Here is a 17,576-nt window from a genome sequence, read left to right as displayed (position 1 = left end):
AGGACGCGTAGCGTCCAGAACGGCATACCCACGCTGAGCATGGGCACGATGGTGATCTGACTGATGACTATCGTTCCTCACGCTCCAGCGTGGGGATGCCTTTCGTGACGCTCCGCGTCACAAGCCTGCGCAGTGCTGTCAGAACAGATCGATCGGCGCTGACTCATCCGCTGGCAGCGGACTGCCCGGTGCGCTGCTGCCGCCCAGTTCGTTGACGCTTGGCGGTGTATCTTCGCTTTTGAACAGCTCGAAGAATGCGTTCGGCGTGCTTGGCGTAGCCGCGCGGCCACTCAACGGGTCGACGCGCAGGCTGAGAATGCCTGGTGGTTCGGCCTGCTGATGGGGCGGTTTGTCCTTGAGCGCGGCGCTCATGTAGTCCATCCAGATCGGCAGCGAGACCGTCCCACCAAATTCGTGACGGCCAAGGCTTTCAGGCTGATCGAAACCACTCCACACCGTCGTCACGTAGTCCGCGTTATACCCGGAGAACCAGGCATCCTTGGAATCGTTGGTGGTACCGGTCTTGCCGGCGATGTCCGGTCTGTTCATGGACAGTGCACGACGCCCGGTGCCGCGCTTGATCACGTCCTGCAGCATGCTGTTCAGAATGTAAGTGGTGCGCGCATCGACCACGCGCTCAGCCACTGCGGGCGCCTGAGGCTGAGCGGGTGCCCCTGGCGCGCCGGTGACGACGCTCGGGCTGTCATGTACCGCAAAGGTCGACGTGTTGGGCGCGGTGTTGACGTCGTTGGCCGGAACGCTTGGCGGGTTGGCGACAAACAGGGTCTGGCCGTCGCGGTTCTCGATGGTCTGGATCAGATAAGGACTGACCTTGTAACCGCCGTTGGCGAAGGTCGCCCAGCCGGTGGCGATTTCCATCGGGGTCAGTGTCGCCGTACCCAGTGCCAGCGACAGGTTGCGCGGCAAGTCCTGCTTGGAGAAGCCGAAGCGGGTGATGTAATCGATGGTGCTGTCAATGCCGAGGGCCTGGAGCAGGCGGATCGATACCAGGTTACGAGACTTGTACAGCGCCTCGCGCAGGCGGATCGGCCCGAGGAATGTGTTGGTGTCATTTTTCGGACGCCATACCTTGTCCAGGTATTCATCGACGAACACGATAGGCGCGTCGTTCACCAGGCTCGAAGCGGTGTAACCGTTATCCAGTGCGGCGCTGTAGATGAACGGCTTGAAGCTGGAGCCCGGTTGACGTTTGGCCTGCATGGCGCGGTTGTAGTTGCTCTGCTCGAACGCAAAGCCGCCGACCAGCGCGCGGATGGCACCGTTCTGCGGATCAAGCGAGACAAGTGCGCTCTGCGCGACGGGAATTTGACTGAATTTCAGCGAGCCATCGTCCTGGCGCAGCAGACGAACGAGGTCGCCGACCTTTGCAACATCACCTGGCTGCTTCGGATTGGCGCCCAGGCTGTTGGTATTCAGATAAGGGCGAGCCCACTTCATGGTGGCCCAGTCGACGGTCTCTTCCTTCTCGCCGTTGCGAGTCAGAACGCGCAGACCGGTCTTGTCGACCTGGGTCACGATGCCGGGCTCAAGGCCGTTGATCGTGCGCTGTTTGGTCAGTTCCTGTACCCAGTTGGCGCGGGTCATGCCCGGGAAGCGGCTTTCCGGACCACGATAGCCGTGGCGCTGATCGTAATCGATCAAACCCTGCTGGATGGACTTGTTGGCGTGTTCCTGAAGGTCGCTCGGCACCGTCGTGGTGACGCGGAAACCTTCTGTATAGGCCTCGCTGCCATAACGGCCGACCATTTCTGCGCGTGCCATTTCAGCGATGTACGGCGCATTCACTTCCGGCGTCGGCACGTGATAGCTGGCGTTGAGCGGTTCGTTCAGGGCTGCCTGATAAGCCGTCTGGTCGATCTTGCCCAGGCGATACATACGGCCGAGGATCCAGTCGCGACGTTCCTTGGCACGGGTCGGGTTGGCCAGTGGGTTGAAACGTGAAGGTGCCTTGGGCAGACCGGCAATCATGGCCATTTGCGCAAGGCTTACATCGCGAATCGATTTGCCGTAGTAGACTTGCGCCGCCGCCTCGATTCCGTAGGCGCGGTTACCCAGATAAATCTTGTTTACGTACAGCTCGAGAATCTCGTCCTTGGTGAGTTGGCGCTCGATTTGCAAGGCCAACAGAATCTCGGTGGTTTTGCGCGAAAAGCTGCGCTCGCTGGTCAGGAAGAAGTTTTTCGCGACCTGCATGGTGATGGTACTGCCGCCTGACTGAATATGGCCGCTCTTGACCAACTGAGTGGCGGCGCGCATCAGGCTGCCAGGGTCGACGCCATAGTGGTTGGCGAAGTTGTCGTCTTCGGCAGACAGCAGTGCGTTGATGAAATTGGGCGGGATTTCCGCGAAGCGAATCGGCGTGCGACGCATTTCACCGAACTCGGCAATCAGCTTGCCGTCGCTGGTGAACACGCGCAGGGGGATTTGCAGTTGAATGCTTCGCAGCGCGTCAACGGAGGGCAGGGTCGGGCTCAGGTAAAGAAACGCGCCGCTCAGGCCAAGCAACAGCGAGCAGAATACCGCGACGAGGGACCACCAGAAAAACTTCAGCAGGCGTATCAAGGCTTTTGGATTTCCAGAAAAAATAATGGGTTAAGCGCAGGCATTTACAAATGAACATGCCTTGAAGCTTTATTAAATGAAAAAAACGCTGGGCATTATAAGCATTTTTCGTCCCCAAGCGTGATTTGCGCTACTGTCAAGGCTGTCGACCGTGACATTGGCCCGAAATAACTCCGTAAGTGACGGAAACTCATAGGAATCACGTTGTGTTCGAACTCTTCAGTAAGAAGGCCAACACCCTTCTAGGGATCGATATTAGCTCCACCTCGGTAAAACTCCTGGAATTGAGTCGTTCCGGCACCCGTTACAAGGTCGAGTCTTACGCAGTTGAGCCATTGCCGGCCAACGCTGTCGTCGAAAAGAATATTGCCGAACTCGAAGGGGTCGGTCAGGCGTTGTCACGCGTACTCGTCAAGGCCAAGACCAGCGTCAAGATCGTGGCGGTTGCAGTGGCCGGTTCGGCGGTGATCACCAAGACCATCGAGATGGACGCCGGTCTTTCCGACGATGACATGGAAAACCAGCTCAAGCTTGAAGCTGACCAGTACATCCCTTATCCGCTGGAAGAGGTTGCCATCGATTTCGAAGTGCAGGGCTACTCGGTGCGCAATCCCGAGCGCGTCGAGGTGTTGCTGGCTGCCTGCCGCAAGGAGAACGTCGAGGTGCGCGAAGCCGCGCTGGCACTGGCCGGACTGACCGCGCGGGTCGTCGATGTCGAGGCCTACGCCCTGGAGCGTTCGTTCGGGCTGCTGGCAGCGCAACTGGGCAACGGTCATGACGAGCTGACGGTGGCCGTGGTCGATATCGGCGCCACCATGACCACCCTGAGTGTGCTGCATCATGGCCGGATCATTTACACCCGCGAGCAGCTGTTTGGCGGGCGCCAGCTGACTGACGAAATCCAGCGTCGCTACGGGCTTTCCATGGAGGAAGCCGGGCTTGCCAAGAAGCAGGGCGGCTTGCCCGACGACTACGTCAGCGAGGTGCTCGATCCCTTCAAGGAAGCGCTGGTGCAGCAGGTTTCCCGATCTCTGCAGTTCTTCTTTGCAGCCGGTCAATACAACTCCGTGGATCACATCATGCTGGCAGGCGGCACGGCTTCGATTTCAGGGCTGGAGCATCTGATCCAGCGCCGCATCGGCACTCCGACCATGGTCGCCAACCCGTTTGCCGATATGGCTCTGAGCTCCAAGGTCAACGCCGGCGCCCTGGCCAGTGATGCGCCGGCGCTGATGATCGCCTGTGGGCTGGCGTTGAGGAGCTTCGACTGATGGCACGGATCAACTTATTACCGTGGCGCGAAGAGCTTCGCGAAGAACGAAAGAAACGCTTCCTGACCGCACTGGTCGGCGTGCTGGTGGTGTCAGTCGGCATTCTGTTTCTGATCGATCGTTACGTCAGCAACGCCATAGAGCATCAGATGGCGCGCAATGCGTTTCTGCAGACGCAGATTGCCCAGCTCGATATCCGCATCAAGGAAATCAGCGATCTCAAGGCCCGTCGCAAGCAACTGCTTGAGCGCATGAAGATCATTCAGGACCTGCAGGGCAACCGGCCGATCACCGGGCGCGTCTTCGATCAACTGGCGCGCACCCTGCCGGACGGCGTCTATTACTCGCAGGTCAAAATGACCGACAAGCTGATTGCGATCAATGGTGCTGCCGAGTCGAACAACCGGGTTTCCGACCTGATGCGCAATCTTGAAGCCTCTGACTGGCTCGAAGCGCCAAGCCTTACCGAGGTCAAGGCCACCACGGCCGGTGCTGTGGATCAGGCCAACGTCTTTCAACTGACCGTGCGCCAGACCCAGCCACCGGTTGCCGCTGCCGCAGGAGCCAAGCCATGAATATGTCCGAATGGCTTGAAGGGCTGCGCAAGGTCGATCTGAGCGAGCTGGACCTGAACAACCTCGGCTCATGGCCAGCAGCGGTCAAGGCCATTGCCGGGGTACTGGTTGCGGTACTGATTTTCGCACTGGGCTATTTCTTCTTTATCCAGGACCTGGAAACCCAGCTGGAAAGCGCGCAGAACAGCGAGGTGACGCTCAAGGAGCAGTTCTCCAACAAGGCCTTCCAGGCGGCCAACCTCGAGCCGTACAAGAAACAGATGGAAGAAATGGAAAACACCTTCGGTGCCCTGCTGCGGCAGTTGCCCAGCGACACCGAAGTGCCCGGCCTGCTTGAGGACATCACCCGTACCGGGCTGGGGAGCGGGCTCGAGTTCGAGGAAATCAAGCTGTTGCCCGAGGCGGTCCAGCAGTTCTACATCGAGCTGCCGATACAGATCACCGTGGTCGGCAGTTATCACGATCTGGCGACCTTCGTCAGCGGCGTGGCCAGCCTGCCGCGCATCGTCACGTTGCATGATTTCGAGATCAAGCCGGTCGATCCCAAGGTGCCGACCAAGTTGCGCATGAGCATTCTGGCCAAGACCTACCGCTACAACGATGAAGGGCTGAAGAAATGAGGGCGGCGCGATTGCTGTGCGTCAGTGTGGTTCTGGCAGGGCTGGCCGGTTGCGGTAATGACAATGATTTTGCCGATCTTTCTGAATTCATGGATCAGGCCAGAGCCCGCCCGAGTGGCAACATCGAGCCGCTCCCCAAGTTTCGGCCGTATGAGGCGTTCACCTACAATGCCTCCACGCTGCGCAGTCCTTTTCAGCCGCCGGTCAAGATCGACCTGCTCAACCGCCAGAAGGGTTCACGGCTGGTGGCACCGGACGAACACCGGGTCAGGCAGTTCCTCGAAGGCTTCAATATCGAGTCGTTCGAGATGGTCGGCACGATTGGCAACGAGTCAGGCACATTTGCCCTGCTGCGCGGTGCCGGAGGTGTTCATCGCGTCAAGGTTGGCGATTATCTGGGGCGTAACAACGGCCGGGTAGTGTCGATCGGCGATGCGCAGGTTGATGTCATCGAAATTGTTCCTGATGGAGAGGGGGCGTGGCTGGAAAGGCCGCGCACGATCGCCCTCAAAGAACGCTCATGAAGTGGGCAAGGCCAAGTATGCACAGTAGCGCTCAACGGAAATTGATCATGACCCGGATTCTCTCGATTATCGGCGTGTCGTTATGCATCGCGATGCTGTCGCCGGTTCTCCAGGCTGCCAACCTCAAGACCCTGGATGTCGCCGCCCTGCCGGGTGACCGCATCGAGCTGAAACTGGCATTCGACGCCCCGGTGCCTGCGCCGCGGGGCTACACCACGGCGCAACCGGCGCGCATTGCGCTGGACCTGCCGGGTGTTACCAGCCAACTGGCGACCAAAAGCCGAGACCTGGGCAGTGGCAATGCGCACAGTGTCGTCGTGGTACAAGCTCAGGACCGCACTCGGGTGATCATCAACCTGACCACGCTTTCGCCTTACAGCTCCCGCGTCGATGGCAACAACCTGTTCGTGGTCATCGGCCAGGGTGCCGCCGCTGCGCAAGCCTCCCAGCCGACCACTGCAATGGGCGCGCAACGGGTCGCGGTACCGCCGCCCACGCCAGCATCCGCCAAGCCGTTTATCCCTGCAGGCGTCAAGGCCATCAGGAACGTCGACTTCCAGCGTGGCGAGCTGGGTGAGGGCAATGTGGTCATCGACCTGAGCAACCCCAGCATTGCCCCGGATATCCAGGAGCAGGGCGGCAAGATTCGCGTGGACTTCGCCAAGACTCAGTTGCCCGAACCGCTGCGCGTCCGGCTGGACGTCAAGGACTTCGCCACGCCGGTGCAGTTCGTCAGTGCTTCGGCGTCGGGTGACAAGGCCAGCATTCTGATCGAGCCGTCGGGCGCCTTCGATTACTCGGCGTTCCAGACCGAAAACAAGCTGACCATCAGCGTGCGTCCATTGACCAACGAGGACCTGGACCGCCGCGCTGCCGACAAGCCGGTGTATACCGGTGAAAAGCTGTCGTTGAACTTCCAGGACATCGATGTGCGTTCGGTGCTGCAACTGATTGCCGACTTCACCAACCTCAATCTGGTGGCCAGCGATACGGTCCAGGGCGGTATCACGCTGCGTCTGCAGAATGTGCCGTGGGATCAGGCGCTGGATCTGGTGCTGAAAACCAAGGGGCTGGACAAGCGCAAGGTCGGCAACGTTCTGCTGGTCGCGCCCGCCGATGAAATTGCTGCCCGCGAACGTCAGGAGCTGGAATCGCTCAAGCAGATCGCCGAGCTGGCGCCCTTGCGCCGCGAGCTGCTGCAGGTCAATTACGCCAAGGCCGCCGACATCGCCAAGCTGTTCCAGTCCGTGACCAGTGCCGAATCCAAGGCCGACGAGCGCGGCTCGATCACGGTGGACGACCGGACCAATAACATCATTGCCTACCAGACCCAGGAGCGACTCGACGAACTGCGTCGTATCGTTTCGCAACTGGACATCCCGGTACGCCAGGTGATGATCGAGGCACGCATCGTCGAGGCCAACGTCGATTACAACAAGCAGCTGGGGGTTCGCTGGGGCGGTAGAACCAACATCTCGGGAACCAGTAACTGGAGCGCGGGAGGCCTGGACAACAGGGGCGACGAGGCCGGCAACACCGGCAACAGCCTGGGGCCGAACATTCCCTTCGTCGATCTGGGTGCCGCGGATGCGACGACCGGTATCGGCCTTGGTTTCGTGACCAACAATACGCTGCTGGACCTTGAGCTGAGTGCCATGGAGAAAACCGGTAACGGTGAAATCGTCTCCCAGCCCAAGGTGGTCACTTCCGACAAGGAAACCGCCAAGATCCTCAAGGGAACGGAGATCCCGTATCAGGAATCCAGCTCCAGCGGTGCGACGACGGTGAGTTTCAAGGAGGCTTCCCTGTCGCTTGAAGTGACGCCGCAGATCACGCCCGACAATCGCATCATCATGGAAGTGAAGGTCACCAAGGACGAGCCGGACTACCTGAATGCGGTACTGGGCGTACCGCCCATCAAGAAGAACGAGGTCAACGCCAAGGTGCTGATTTCCGACGGCGAAACCATCGTCATCGGTGGTGTGTTCTCGAATACGCAAAGTAAAGTTGTCGATAAAGTGCCATTTCTTGGCGATGTGCCGTATCTTGGCCGGCTTTTCAGGCGCGATGTGGTATCCGAGTCCAAATCCGAGCTGTTGGTATTTCTGACTCCGCGTATCATGAACAACCAGGCGATTTCTGTGAGTCGTTGATTTTGTGCGAAATTTAATACTTGTGGGGCCGATGGGTGCTGGCAAGAGCACCATCGGCCGTTTGCTTGCCAAAGAATTGCGACTGCCGTTCAAGGATTCCGACAAGGAAATCGAGCTGCGTACGGGCGCCAACATTCCCTGGATCTTCGACAAGGAAGGCGAACCGGGTTTTCGTGATCGCGAGCAGGCCATGATTGCCGAACTGTGCGACGCCGATGGTGTGGTTCTGGCGACCGGCGGAGGCGCGGTCATGCGCAGCGAAAATCGCCAGGCGCTGCGGGCCGGCGGGCGCGTGGTTTATCTGCATGCCTCGATCGAGCAGCAGGTGGGGCGCACCGCGCGTGACCGCAATCGTCCTTTGCTGCGTACCGCCGATCCTGCCCGGGTGCTGAGCGAACTGCTGGCCATCCGCGACCCGTTTTATCGGGAAATCGCCGATATAGTGATTGAAACCGATGAGCGGCCGCCCCGAATGGTGGTTCTCGAGATACTGGCGCGACTGGCAGAGCTTCCTCCCCGTTAAAGCGCAGGCGAAAATGCGCTATTCTCGTCGACCAGCAAAACAGCGTCGGTTCATGGCCTTGCGTCCTGACCTGCTGAAGCACAAACCGTCCAACCGGTAATCAATGTGGGGATACATGCAGACACTTAAGGTCGAGCTTGGTGAGCGTAGCTACCCGATCCATATTGGCGAAGGCCTGCTGGATCAGCCAGAGCTCCTGACCCCGCATATCGTCGGGCGACAGGTGGCTATCGTCTCCAACACGACAGTTGCACCGCTGTACCTGGAGCGTCTGACGCAAACCCTGGCCGGTTACAACGTTCTGCCGATTGTTCTGCCCGATGGCGAGGCGTTCAAGAACTGGGAAACCCTGCAGACCATTTTCGATGGCCTGCTGACCGCCCGTCATGATCGTCGCACCACGGTCATCGCCCTCGGGGGCGGGGTGATCGGCGACATGGCCGGGTTTGCCGCCGCCTGTTACCAGCGCGGCGTGAACTTCATCCAGATCCCGACCACGCTGCTGTCTCAGGTGGACTCGTCGGTCGGCGGCAAGACCGGTATCAACCATCCGCTGGGCAAGAACATGGTGGGTGCCTTCTATCAGCCGAGTGTGGTGCTGATCGATACCGCCTCGCTCAATACCCTGCCCGAGCGTGAGCTGTCCGCCGGGCTGGCGGAAGTCATCAAATATGGTCTGATCTGCGACGAGCCCTTTCTGACCTGGCTCGAAGAGCACGTCGATGCGCTGCGCGGGCTGGACCAGGCGGCGCTGACTGTAGCCATCGAACGTTCCTGCGCCGCCAAGGCGCTGGTGGTCGGCGCCGATGAGCGCGAGTCCGGTGTTCGTGCGACATTGAACCTGGGTCACACATTCGGGCACGCCATCGAGACGCATATGGGCTATGGTGTCTGGCTGCATGGCGAGGCGGTTGCTGCCGGTACGGTCATGGCGCTGGAAATGTCCTCGCGCCTGGGCTGGATCAGCACGCAGGAGCGGGATCGCGGCATTCGCCTGTTTCAGCGTGCCGGGCTGCCGGTCGTGCCACCGCAGGACATGACGGAAGACAATTTCCTCGAACACATGGCGATCGACAAGAAAGTCATCGACGGTCGCCTGCGTCTGGTGCTGTTGCGCCGGATGGGTGAAGCGGTTATCACGGACGAATATCCAAAAGAAGTATTACAGGCCACTCTGGTTGCGGATTATCGCGCCCTGGTGGATCAGCTCAGAGGTTAACGGAAACCCCATGACTAGTTTGCATGCCGACGAGGCCTTCCTCGGCCATTATCAGTTGAGTCATGACCCCTTTGCTGCGCGGGTACCTGGCTTCAAATTCTTTCCTGCCCAACGCAAGCCTGTGCTGGGTCAGCTTCACCATCTGGCGCGCTACAGTCAGCTTTTGCTGGCGGTGACCGGGCCTCAGGGCAGCGGCAAGACCCTGCTGCGCCAGGCGCTGGTGGCAAGCACCAACAAGCAGTCGGTACAAAGTGTCGTGATTTCTGCGCGCGGTGCCGGCGATGCGGCGGGCGTGCTGCAGCAGGTCGCGCAGGCGCTGAGCGTCGCGCAGGCTGAAATGCAGTCGATCCTGTCGCAGGTCGTGCAGCTCGGGCTGACCGGCCAGGAAGTCTACTTGCTGGTTGACGATGCGGAACAACTTGGCGATTCGGCGCTCGAAGCGTTGCTGGGTCTTGCTGCGGGAACGCCTGAAGGGCGTCCGCATGTATTCCTGTTCGGAGAGCCATCACTGCTCGATCGTCTCGATCAGATGTGTGCCGACCTCCAAGGCGATGTCGAAGGCGAACGCTTTCACGTCATCGAGCTGCAACCCTATACGGAAGAGGAAACCCGGGAGTATCTGGCTCAGCGTCTGGAGGGTGCAGGGCAGGGAATCGCGTTGTTTACCGCCGACCAGATCACCGATATTCATGAACAGTCCGATGGCTGGCCTGGCGCAATCAACCAGGTAGCCCGCGATTCAATGATCGAGGCGATGATCGCGAGTCGTTCCGCGGTCAAGCGTCCAAGTGTGGGGTTCAAAATGCCGAAAAAACACGTATTGGCCTTGGGTGCCGTTGTCATAGTGGCCGTGGCAGCAGCCGTGCTGATCCCGGGTCGCGGCGACAAGACGGGTACACCCGCCAATGCCCCGGCTTCCGCTCAGGCGCAACTGCCGCTGGGTGAAGGCAAGCCAACTGCTCAACAATCGAACAACGGTAGCCCGGCTATCGAGTTCGCGGGCAACTCCCAGCCGATGCCGTTGCCGATGAATGGCAACTCGCAGCCGGTGATGCGCGGTCCTCTGGCTGAAGCCGCCGGATCCAGTGATTCCGACGAAGACGCAGTGCCGACAGGTTCGCCTGCACAGCCGCCGACCGTGACCACGACTGCGCCGCCAGCCGGTGTCCCGGCAGGTCAGGCCGCAGCGCAGACGCCTCGTTCGTCCATCCCTGCACCGACCCCGGCGCCCGCGCCAGCCGCCAAGCCTGCGCCTGCGCCTGCGCAGACTCAGGTCGCCACAGCCAAGCCAGCCCCGGCTCCGGCTGCCAAACCGGCTGAAAAACCGGCAGCGGCCGCCGCCAAACCAGCCGCCGGCGGTAGCTGGTACAGCAGCCAGGCACCAGGCCACTACGTGGTGCAGATTCTCGGCACCAGCTCCGAAGCGACGGCTCAGGCCTATGTTGCAGAGCAGGGTGGCGAGTATCGTTATTTCAAGAAAACCCTGCAGGGTAAGCCGCTGTACGTTGTGACGTATGGCAACTTTCCTGACCGTGCTGCCGCCCTGGCAGCCATCAAGGTATTGCCAGCCAAGGTTCAGGCTGGTAAACCTTGGCCTCGTACTGTCGCCAGCGTCCAACAAGAGCTCGGCGCCACTCGTTGAAGTCGCAGCGGCCCTACCCGGGCCGCCCGCCGACCTACCTGACTTAACCCGCCTGCGCGCGCGGCCTATCGGCCCGCGCCTTGCGGCGTCTGCGTTACAAGCGCCTTGCAGTCTCCCGTCGCGTCAGTCAGATTCCCGAAGAAATACTTTGACTAGCACAGCGACCCGTTTTAAAACTTTCATAATTGCGACATTGATTATCAACCAATCGTCGTTAAATTTGTGAGCTCTGGTGTCGCTGTGTACAATGACCTCCGTTTTGCCTGTCCGAAGCTGGCGCACGTTCGGCGTGACGGGTAATTGGTTGAATTAAAAGGAAATTTGCCTCAAATAGAGGCAGCCTGGTGAGAAAGTGTCTATGAAAGCAGGTCTGTACCAACCAGATGAATTCAAGGATAACTGCGGCTTCGGCCTGATCGCTCATATGCAGGGCGAGCCCAGTCATCACCTGTTGCAGACGGCCGTTCAGGCCCTGACCTGCATGACCCACCGTGGCGGTATCAACGCCGACGGCAAGACCGGCGACGGTTGCGGTCTGTTGATTCAGAAGCCTGATGGCTTCCTGCGTGCGATCGCCAAGGAACACTTCGGTGTCGATCTGCCCCGCCAATATGCTGTGGGCATGGTGTTCCTCAATCAGGACGACGCCAAGGCCGATGCCGCACGCGAAAACATGAACCGCGAAATCCTCGCCGAAGGCCTGGATCTGGTCGGCTGGCGTCAGGTGCCGATCGATACCAGCGTTCTGGGTCGTCTGGCGCTGGAGCGCCTGCCGAAAATCGAGCAGGTGTTCATTGGCGGTGAGGGCCTGAGCGATCAGGAATTCGCCATCAAGCTGTTCAGTGCGCGTCGCCGCTCGTCGGTGTCCAACGCCGTAGATACCGATCACTACATCTGCAGTTTTTCGCACAAGACCATTATTTATAAAGGCTTGATGATGCCGGCCGACCTCACGGCCTTCTTCCCGGACCTGAGCGACGAGCGTCTGCAGACCGCCATCTGTGTGTTCCACCAGCGCTTTTCCACCAATACCCTGCCGAAATGGCCGCTGGCGCAGCCGTTCCGTTTCCTCGCCCACAACGGCGAGATCAACACCATCACCGGCAACCGCAACTGGGCACAGGCGCGGCGAACCAAGTTCACCAACGATCTGATGGACCTGGACGAGCTGGGCCCGCTGGTCAACCGCGTGGGTTCTGACTCATCGAGCATGGACAACATGCTCGAGCTGATGGTCACCGGCGGCATCGACCTGTTCCGTGGCGTGCGCATGATCATTCCGCCTGCGTGGCAGAACGTCGAGACCATGGACCCGGATCTGCGGGCGTTCTATGAGTACAACTCCATGCACATGGAGCCGTGGGACGGCCCTGCGGGCGTGGTCATGACCGAAGGTCGCCATGCGGTCTGCCTGCTTGACCGCAACGGCCTGCGCCCGGCGCGCTGGGTTACCACCAAGAACGGCTACATCACCCTGGCGTCGGAAATCGGCGTGTGGGACTACAAGCCTGAAGATGTCATCGCCAAGGGCCGTGTCGGTCCGGGGCAGATCTTTGCCGTGGACACCGAAACCGGCCAGATCCTCGACACTGATGCCATCGACAACCGCCTCAAGTCGCGTCATCCGTACAAGCAATGGCTGCGCAAGAATGCCCTGCGCATTCAGGCCACCATGGAAGACAACGACCACGGCTCGGCTTTTTACGACAGCGAGCAGCTCAAGCAGTACATGAAGATGTATCAGGTCACGTTCGAAGAGCGTGATCAGGTGCTGCGTCCGCTCGGCGAGCAGGGTCAGGAAGCCGTAGGCTCGATGGGTGATGACACGCCAATGGCCGTGCTGTCGCGTCGTGTCCGTTCGCCTTACGATTACTTCCGCCAACAGTTCGCGCAGGTCACCAACCCGCCGATCGACCCTCTGCGCGAAGCCATCGTCATGTCGCTGGAAATCTGCCTCGGTGCCGAGCGCAATATTTTCCAGGAGTCGCCGGAGCACGCCTCGCGCGTGATCCTCAGCTCGCCGGTCATTTCGCCAGCCAAATGGCGGTCGTTGATGAACCTGGAGCGTCCAGGGTTCGAACGCCATATCATCGACCTGAACTACGATGAAAGCCTGGGTCTTGAAGCCGCTGTACGCAGCGTTGCCGATCAGGCCGAAGAGGCTGTGCGTGCCGGCCATACGCTGATCGTGCTGAGCGACCGACACATTGCGCCGGGCAAACTGCCGGTGCACGCCTCGCTGGCGGTCGGCGCGGTTCACCACCGTCTGACCGAACGGGGTCTGCGCTGCGACAGCAACATTCTGGTCGAAACCGCGACGGCGCGTGACCCGCACCATTTCGCCGTGCTGATCGGCTTCGGTGCCTCGGCGGTCTATCCGTTCCTGGCCTACGAAGTGCTGGGCGACCTGATCCGTACCGGCGAAGTGCTGGGCGATCTGTACGAAGTCTTCAAGAACTACCGCAAAGGCATTACCAAGGGCCTGCTCAAGATCCTCTCGAAGATGGGCATCTCGACCGTTGCGTCCTACCGTGGCGCGCAACTGTTCGAAGCCATCGGTCTGTCCGAGGAAGTCTGCGACGTCAGCTTCCGCGGTGTACCGAGCCGTCTGAAGGGCGCGCGCTTCGTCGACATCGAAGCCGAGCAGAAGGCGCTGGCTGCCGAAGCCTGGAGCCCGCGCAAGCCGATCCAGCAAGGCGGCCTGCTCAAGTTCGTGTTTGGTGGCGAGTACCACGCCTACAACCCGGACGTGGTCAGCACCCTGCAGGCTGCCGTGCAGCAGGGCGACTACAGCAAGTTCAAGGAATACACCTCGCTGGTGGATCAGCGCCCGGTGTCGATGATTCGCGACCTGCTGCAGGTCAGGACAATCGATCAGCCGCTGAACATTGACGAAATCGAGCCGCTGAGCGAAATCCTCAAGCGCTTCGACTCGGCCGGTATTTCTCTGGGTGCCTTGTCGCCCGAGGCCCACGAAGCGCTGGCCGAGGCGATGAACCGTCTGGGCGCGCGCTCCAACTCCGGTGAGGGGGGCGAAGACCCTGCCCGTTACGGCACGGTGCGCAGTTCCAAGATCAAGCAGATCGCGACGGGTCGCTTTGGCGTGACGCCAGAGTATCTGGTCAATGCCGATGTGCTGCAGATCAAGGTCGCGCAGGGCGCCAAACCGGGCGAGGGCGGGCAACTGCCGGGCGGCAAGGTCAATGGCCTGATCGCCAAGCTGCGTTATGCGGTACCGGGCGTGACGCTGATTTCGCCGCCTCCGCACCACGACATCTATTCCATCGAAGACTTGTCGCAGCTGATTTTTGACCTGAAGCAGGTCAACCCGGCGGCGCTGGTATCGGTCAAGCTGGTGGCAGAAGCGGGCGTCGGCACCATTGCCGCCGGTGTCGCCAAGGCCTACGCCGACCTGATCACCATTTCCGGTTACGACGGTGGCACCGGTGCATCGCCGCTGACCTCGATCAAATACGCCGGCGCGCCGTGGGAGCTGGGGCTGGCCGAAACTCACCAGACCCTGCGTGGCAACGACCTGCGCGGCAAGGTCCGGGTACAGACCGATGGTGGTCTGAAAACCGGCCTGGACGTGATCAAGGCCGCCATCCTCGGGGCCGAAAGCTTCGGCTTCGGCACCGCGCCGATGATCGCGCTGGGCTGCAAATACCTGCGTATCTGCCACCTGAACAACTGCGCCACCGGCGTAGCGACCCAGAATGAAAAGCTGCGCAAGGACCACTACATCGGCACCGTCGACATGGTGATCAACTTCTTCACCTACGTGGCAGAAGAAACCCGTGAGTGGCTGGCCAAGCTGGGTGTTCGCTCGCTGGAAGAGCTGATCGGTCGTACCGACCTGCTGGACATCCTGCCGGGCGAAACCGAGAAGCAGCAGCATCTGGACCTGACACCGTTGCTGGGCAGCGACCACATCCCGGCCGACAAGCCTCAGTTCAGCCTGGTGGATCGCAACCCACCGTTCGACAAGGGCCTGCTGGCCGAGAAGATGGTAGAAATGGCCAAGCCGGCCATCGAGTCGCTCAGCGGCGGCGACTACGAACTGGATATCTGCAACTGCGACCGTTCGATCGGCGCGCGCATCTCCGGCGAAATCGCCAGATTGCATGGCAACCAGGGCATGAACAAGGCACCTGTCACCTTCCGCTTCAAGGGCACTGCCGGTCAGAGCTTCGGGGTGTGGAACGCCGGTGGCCTGCACATGTACCTGGAAGGCGATGCCAACGACTACGTCGGCAAGGGCATGGCCGCTGGCAAGCTGGTAATCGTGCCGCCCAAGGGCAGCCCGTTCAAGACCAACGAAAGCGCGATTATCGGCAACACCTGCCTGTACGGCGCAACCGGCGGCAAGCTGTTTGCGGCGGGTACGGCAGGCGAGCGTTTCGCCGTGCGTAACTCCGGGGCCCACACCGTCGTGGAAGGCACTGGCGATCATTGCTGCGAATACATGACCGGTGGTTTCGTCTGCGTACTGGGCAAGACCGGCTACAACTTCGGTTCCGGCATGACCGGCGGTTTCGCCTATGTGCTCGACCTGGACAACACCTTCGTTGACCTCGTCAACCATGAACTGGTCGAGATCCAGCGTATCAGCGGCGAATCGATGGAGGCTTACCGCACTCACCTGCAAAGTGTCCTGAATGAATACGTCGCGGAAACCGACAGCGAATGGGGCCGCAATATCGCGGAAAACCTGGACGATTACCTGCGTCGTTTCTGGCTGGTCAAGCCCAAGGCTGCCAACCTGAAATCGCTGCTCTCCAGTACACGGGCCAATCCGCAATAACAGCAGCTGCGAGCGGCAAGCATCACGCCGCACGTTAACAGCAGTGCGCCAATTGCCTGCGATCATGATTCCCGCAGCTTCAGGCTTGTAACCTGAAGCTGCTGCAAAGAGGCTCCAGAGAATGGCTGAACGTCTCAGTAACGACTTCCAGTTCATCGACGTCGGACGTAAAGACCCGAAGAAGAAACTGCTGCGTCAACGCAAGAAAGAGTTCGTGGAAATCTACGAGCCTTTCAAGCCGCAGCAGTCTGCCGATCAGGCACACCGCTGCCTGGGCTGCGGCAACCCGTATTGCGAATGGAAGTGCCCGGTGCACAACTTCATTCCCAACTGGCTCAAGCTGGTCGCCGAGGGCAATATCCTTGCGGCTGCGGAATTGTCGCACCAGACCAACACCCTGCCGGAAGTCTGCGGCCGCGTGTGCCCGCAGGATCGCCTGTGTGAAGGTGCCTGCACACTGAACGACGGCTTCGGTGCGGTAACCATCGGTTCGGTCGAGAAGTACATCACCGATACTGCCTTCGCCATGGGCTGGCGTCCGGACATGTCCAAAGTCGTGCCGACCGGCAAGCGCGTCGCGATCATCGGCGCAGGGCCTGCGGGCCTGGGCTGTGCCGACGTGCTGGTGCGTGGCGGCGTGGCCCCGGTGGTGTTCGACAAGAACCCGGAAATCGGCGGTCTGCTGACCTTCGGCATCCCGGAATTCAAGCTGGAGAAATCCGTGCTGAGCCATCGCCGCGAAGTGTTCACCGGCATGGGCATCGAATTCCGTCTCAACACCGAAGTCGGCAAGGATGTCACCATCGATCAACTGCTCGAAGAATACGATGCCGTGTTCATGGGCATGGGCACCTACACCTACATGAAAGGCGGTTTCCCCGGTGAGGATCTGCCGGGCGTGCACGACGCGCTCGACTTCCTGATCGCCAACGTCAATCGCAACCTGGGCTTTGAAAAGGCGCCGGAAGACTTTGTCGACATGAAAGGCAAGCGGGTTGTGGTTCTGGGCGGTGGCGACACGGCGATGGACTGCAACCGCACCTCGATCCGCCAGGGCGCCAAGTCAGTGACCTGCGCCTACCGTCGCGACGAAGAAAACATGCCGGGTTCGCGCAAGGAAGTGAAAAACGCCAAGGAAGAAGGCGTGAAGTTCCTCTACAACCGTCAACCTATCGCCATCATCGGCGAGGGCAAGGTTGAAGGCGTGAAAGTGGTCGAGACACGCCTGGGCGAACCGGATGCCCGTGGTCGTCGCAGTCCCGAACCGATTCCGGGCTCCGAAGAGATCATCCCGGCAGAAGCCGTGGTCATCGCCTTCGGCTTCCGCCCGAGCCCGGCGCCCTGGTTCGAGCAGTTCACGATCAGCACCGACAGCCAGGGCCGTGTCGTGGCCCCGGAGCAGGCGCAGTACAAGCACCAGACCAGCAACCCGAAAATCTTCGCCGGTGGCGACATGGTGCGCGGCTCCGACCTGGTGGTGACCGCTATCTTCGAAGGCCGTAATGCGGCTGAAGGGATTCTGGATTACCTGGGCGTCTGAGCCTTGTGTGGCCAGAGCGCGCCGTTACTGAGGCGCGCTCTGGCAACATGCGTCTACCCTTCGTATGCACTGTGCCAATGTCTCTGACATTCCTCCTCTCACTGCTTACCCTGAACAACAAG

The 17,576-nt window shown here is 60.4% G+C and carries 11 protein-coding genes; 10 read left to right on the top strand and 1 reads right to left on the bottom strand.

Annotated elements, in window-relative coordinates:
• Positions 1-138 precede the first annotated feature (138 nt).
• Positions 139-2,580: a penicillin-binding protein 1A gene (locus tag BLR20_RS16180; protein WP_390175887.1), complete on the bottom strand. Its 2,442-nt coding sequence runs from the start codon at positions 2,578-2,580 to the stop codon at positions 139-141.
• Positions 2,581-2,789: 209 nt separating this feature from the next.
• Here BLR20_RS16180 and BLR20_RS16175 point away from each other — a divergent pair, with 209 nt between their 5' ends.
• From BLR20_RS16175 to BLR20_RS16125, 10 genes are all read left to right on the top strand, one after another.
• Entirely contained in the window at positions 2,790-3,854 is a 1,065-nt protein-coding gene (locus tag BLR20_RS16175) for a pilus assembly protein PilM (protein ID WP_003414236.1), read from the top strand.
• Positions 3,854-4,429 carry a PilN domain-containing protein gene (locus BLR20_RS16170; protein ID WP_032613284.1) on the top strand — a complete coding sequence of 192 codons (576 nt, stop codon included), beginning with the start codon at positions 3,854-3,856 and terminating at the stop codon, positions 4,427-4,429. The genes BLR20_RS16175 and BLR20_RS16170 overlap by 1 nt, the downstream gene beginning before the upstream one ends.
• Complete coding sequence (gene pilO / locus BLR20_RS16165) at positions 4,426-5,049, top strand: type 4a pilus biogenesis protein PilO (protein ID WP_010438765.1); 624 nt, start codon at positions 4,426-4,428, stop codon at positions 5,047-5,049. The genes BLR20_RS16170 and pilO overlap by 4 nt, the downstream gene beginning before the upstream one ends.
• Complete coding sequence (gene pilP, locus BLR20_RS16160) at positions 5,046-5,573, top strand: type 4a pilus biogenesis lipoprotein PilP (RefSeq protein WP_003350151.1); 528 nt, start codon at positions 5,046-5,048, stop codon at positions 5,571-5,573. The genes pilO and pilP overlap by 4 nt, the downstream gene beginning before the upstream one ends.
• 47 nt (positions 5,574-5,620) lie before the next feature.
• Positions 5,621-7,726 carry a type IV pilus secretin PilQ gene (locus BLR20_RS16155; RefSeq protein ID WP_010438770.1) on the top strand — a complete coding sequence of 702 codons (2,106 nt, stop codon included), beginning with the start codon at positions 5,621-5,623 and terminating at the stop codon, positions 7,724-7,726.
• A gap of 4 nt (positions 7,727-7,730) precedes the next feature.
• Positions 7,731-8,249 carry a shikimate kinase AroK gene (aroK, locus tag BLR20_RS16150; protein WP_024684306.1) on the top strand — a complete coding sequence of 173 codons (519 nt, stop codon included), beginning with the start codon at positions 7,731-7,733 and terminating at the stop codon, positions 8,247-8,249.
• A 115-nt stretch (positions 8,250-8,364) separates the two neighbouring features.
• Entirely contained in the window at positions 8,365-9,468 is a 1,104-nt protein-coding gene (gene aroB / locus BLR20_RS16145; RefSeq protein ID WP_010438776.1) for a 3-dehydroquinate synthase, read from the top strand.
• A 10-nt stretch (positions 9,469-9,478) separates the two neighbouring features.
• Positions 9,479-11,110 (top strand): SPOR domain-containing protein, encoded by a 1,632-nt coding sequence (locus BLR20_RS16140; protein WP_010438779.1) that lies wholly within the window; start codon positions 9,479-9,481, stop codon positions 11,108-11,110.
• Between the two features lie 358 nt (positions 11,111-11,468).
• Positions 11,469-15,914 (top strand): glutamate synthase large subunit, encoded by a 4,446-nt coding sequence (gltB, locus tag BLR20_RS16130; RefSeq protein ID WP_054992535.1) that lies wholly within the window; start codon positions 11,469-11,471, stop codon positions 15,912-15,914.
• 121 nt (positions 15,915-16,035) lie between these two features.
• Positions 16,036-17,454 carry an FAD-dependent oxidoreductase gene (locus BLR20_RS16125; protein ID WP_054992536.1) on the top strand — a complete coding sequence of 473 codons (1,419 nt, stop codon included), beginning with the start codon at positions 16,036-16,038 and terminating at the stop codon, positions 17,452-17,454.
• Positions 17,455-17,576: the final 122 nt, after the last annotated feature.

Source organism: Pseudomonas congelans (genome assembly GCF_900103225.1).
Classification (GTDB): domain Bacteria; phylum Pseudomonadota; class Gammaproteobacteria; order Pseudomonadales; family Pseudomonadaceae; genus Aquipseudomonas; species Aquipseudomonas congelans.
The sequence above is the reverse complement of the archived record's forward strand: the minus strand, read 5'-3'. Positions and strand labels throughout refer to the sequence as shown.

Bases quoted from the DNA above. Each gene is read 5' to 3' on its own strand.
- BLR20_RS16140 (WP_010438779.1), top strand. From the start codon at position 9,479: ATGACTAGTTTGCATGCCGACGAGGCCTTCCTCGGCCATTATCAGTTG.
- pilP (WP_003350151.1), top strand. From the start codon at position 5,046: ATGAGGGCGGCGCGATTGCTGTGCGTCAGTGTGGTTCTGGCAGGGCTG.
- aroB (WP_010438776.1), top strand. From the start codon at position 8,365: ATGCAGACACTTAAGGTCGAGCTTGGTGAGCGTAGCTACCCGATCCAT.
- gltB (WP_054992535.1), top strand. From the start codon at position 11,469: ATGAAAGCAGGTCTGTACCAACCAGATGAATTCAAGGATAACTGCGGC.
- BLR20_RS16170 (WP_032613284.1), top strand. From the start codon at position 3,854: ATGGCACGGATCAACTTATTACCGTGGCGCGAAGAGCTTCGCGAAGAA.
- pilO (WP_010438765.1), top strand. From the start codon at position 4,426: ATGAATATGTCCGAATGGCTTGAAGGGCTGCGCAAGGTCGATCTGAGC.
- BLR20_RS16155 (WP_010438770.1), top strand. From the start codon at position 5,621: ATGACCCGGATTCTCTCGATTATCGGCGTGTCGTTATGCATCGCGATG.
- BLR20_RS16125 (WP_054992536.1), top strand. From the start codon at position 16,036: ATGGCTGAACGTCTCAGTAACGACTTCCAGTTCATCGACGTCGGACGT.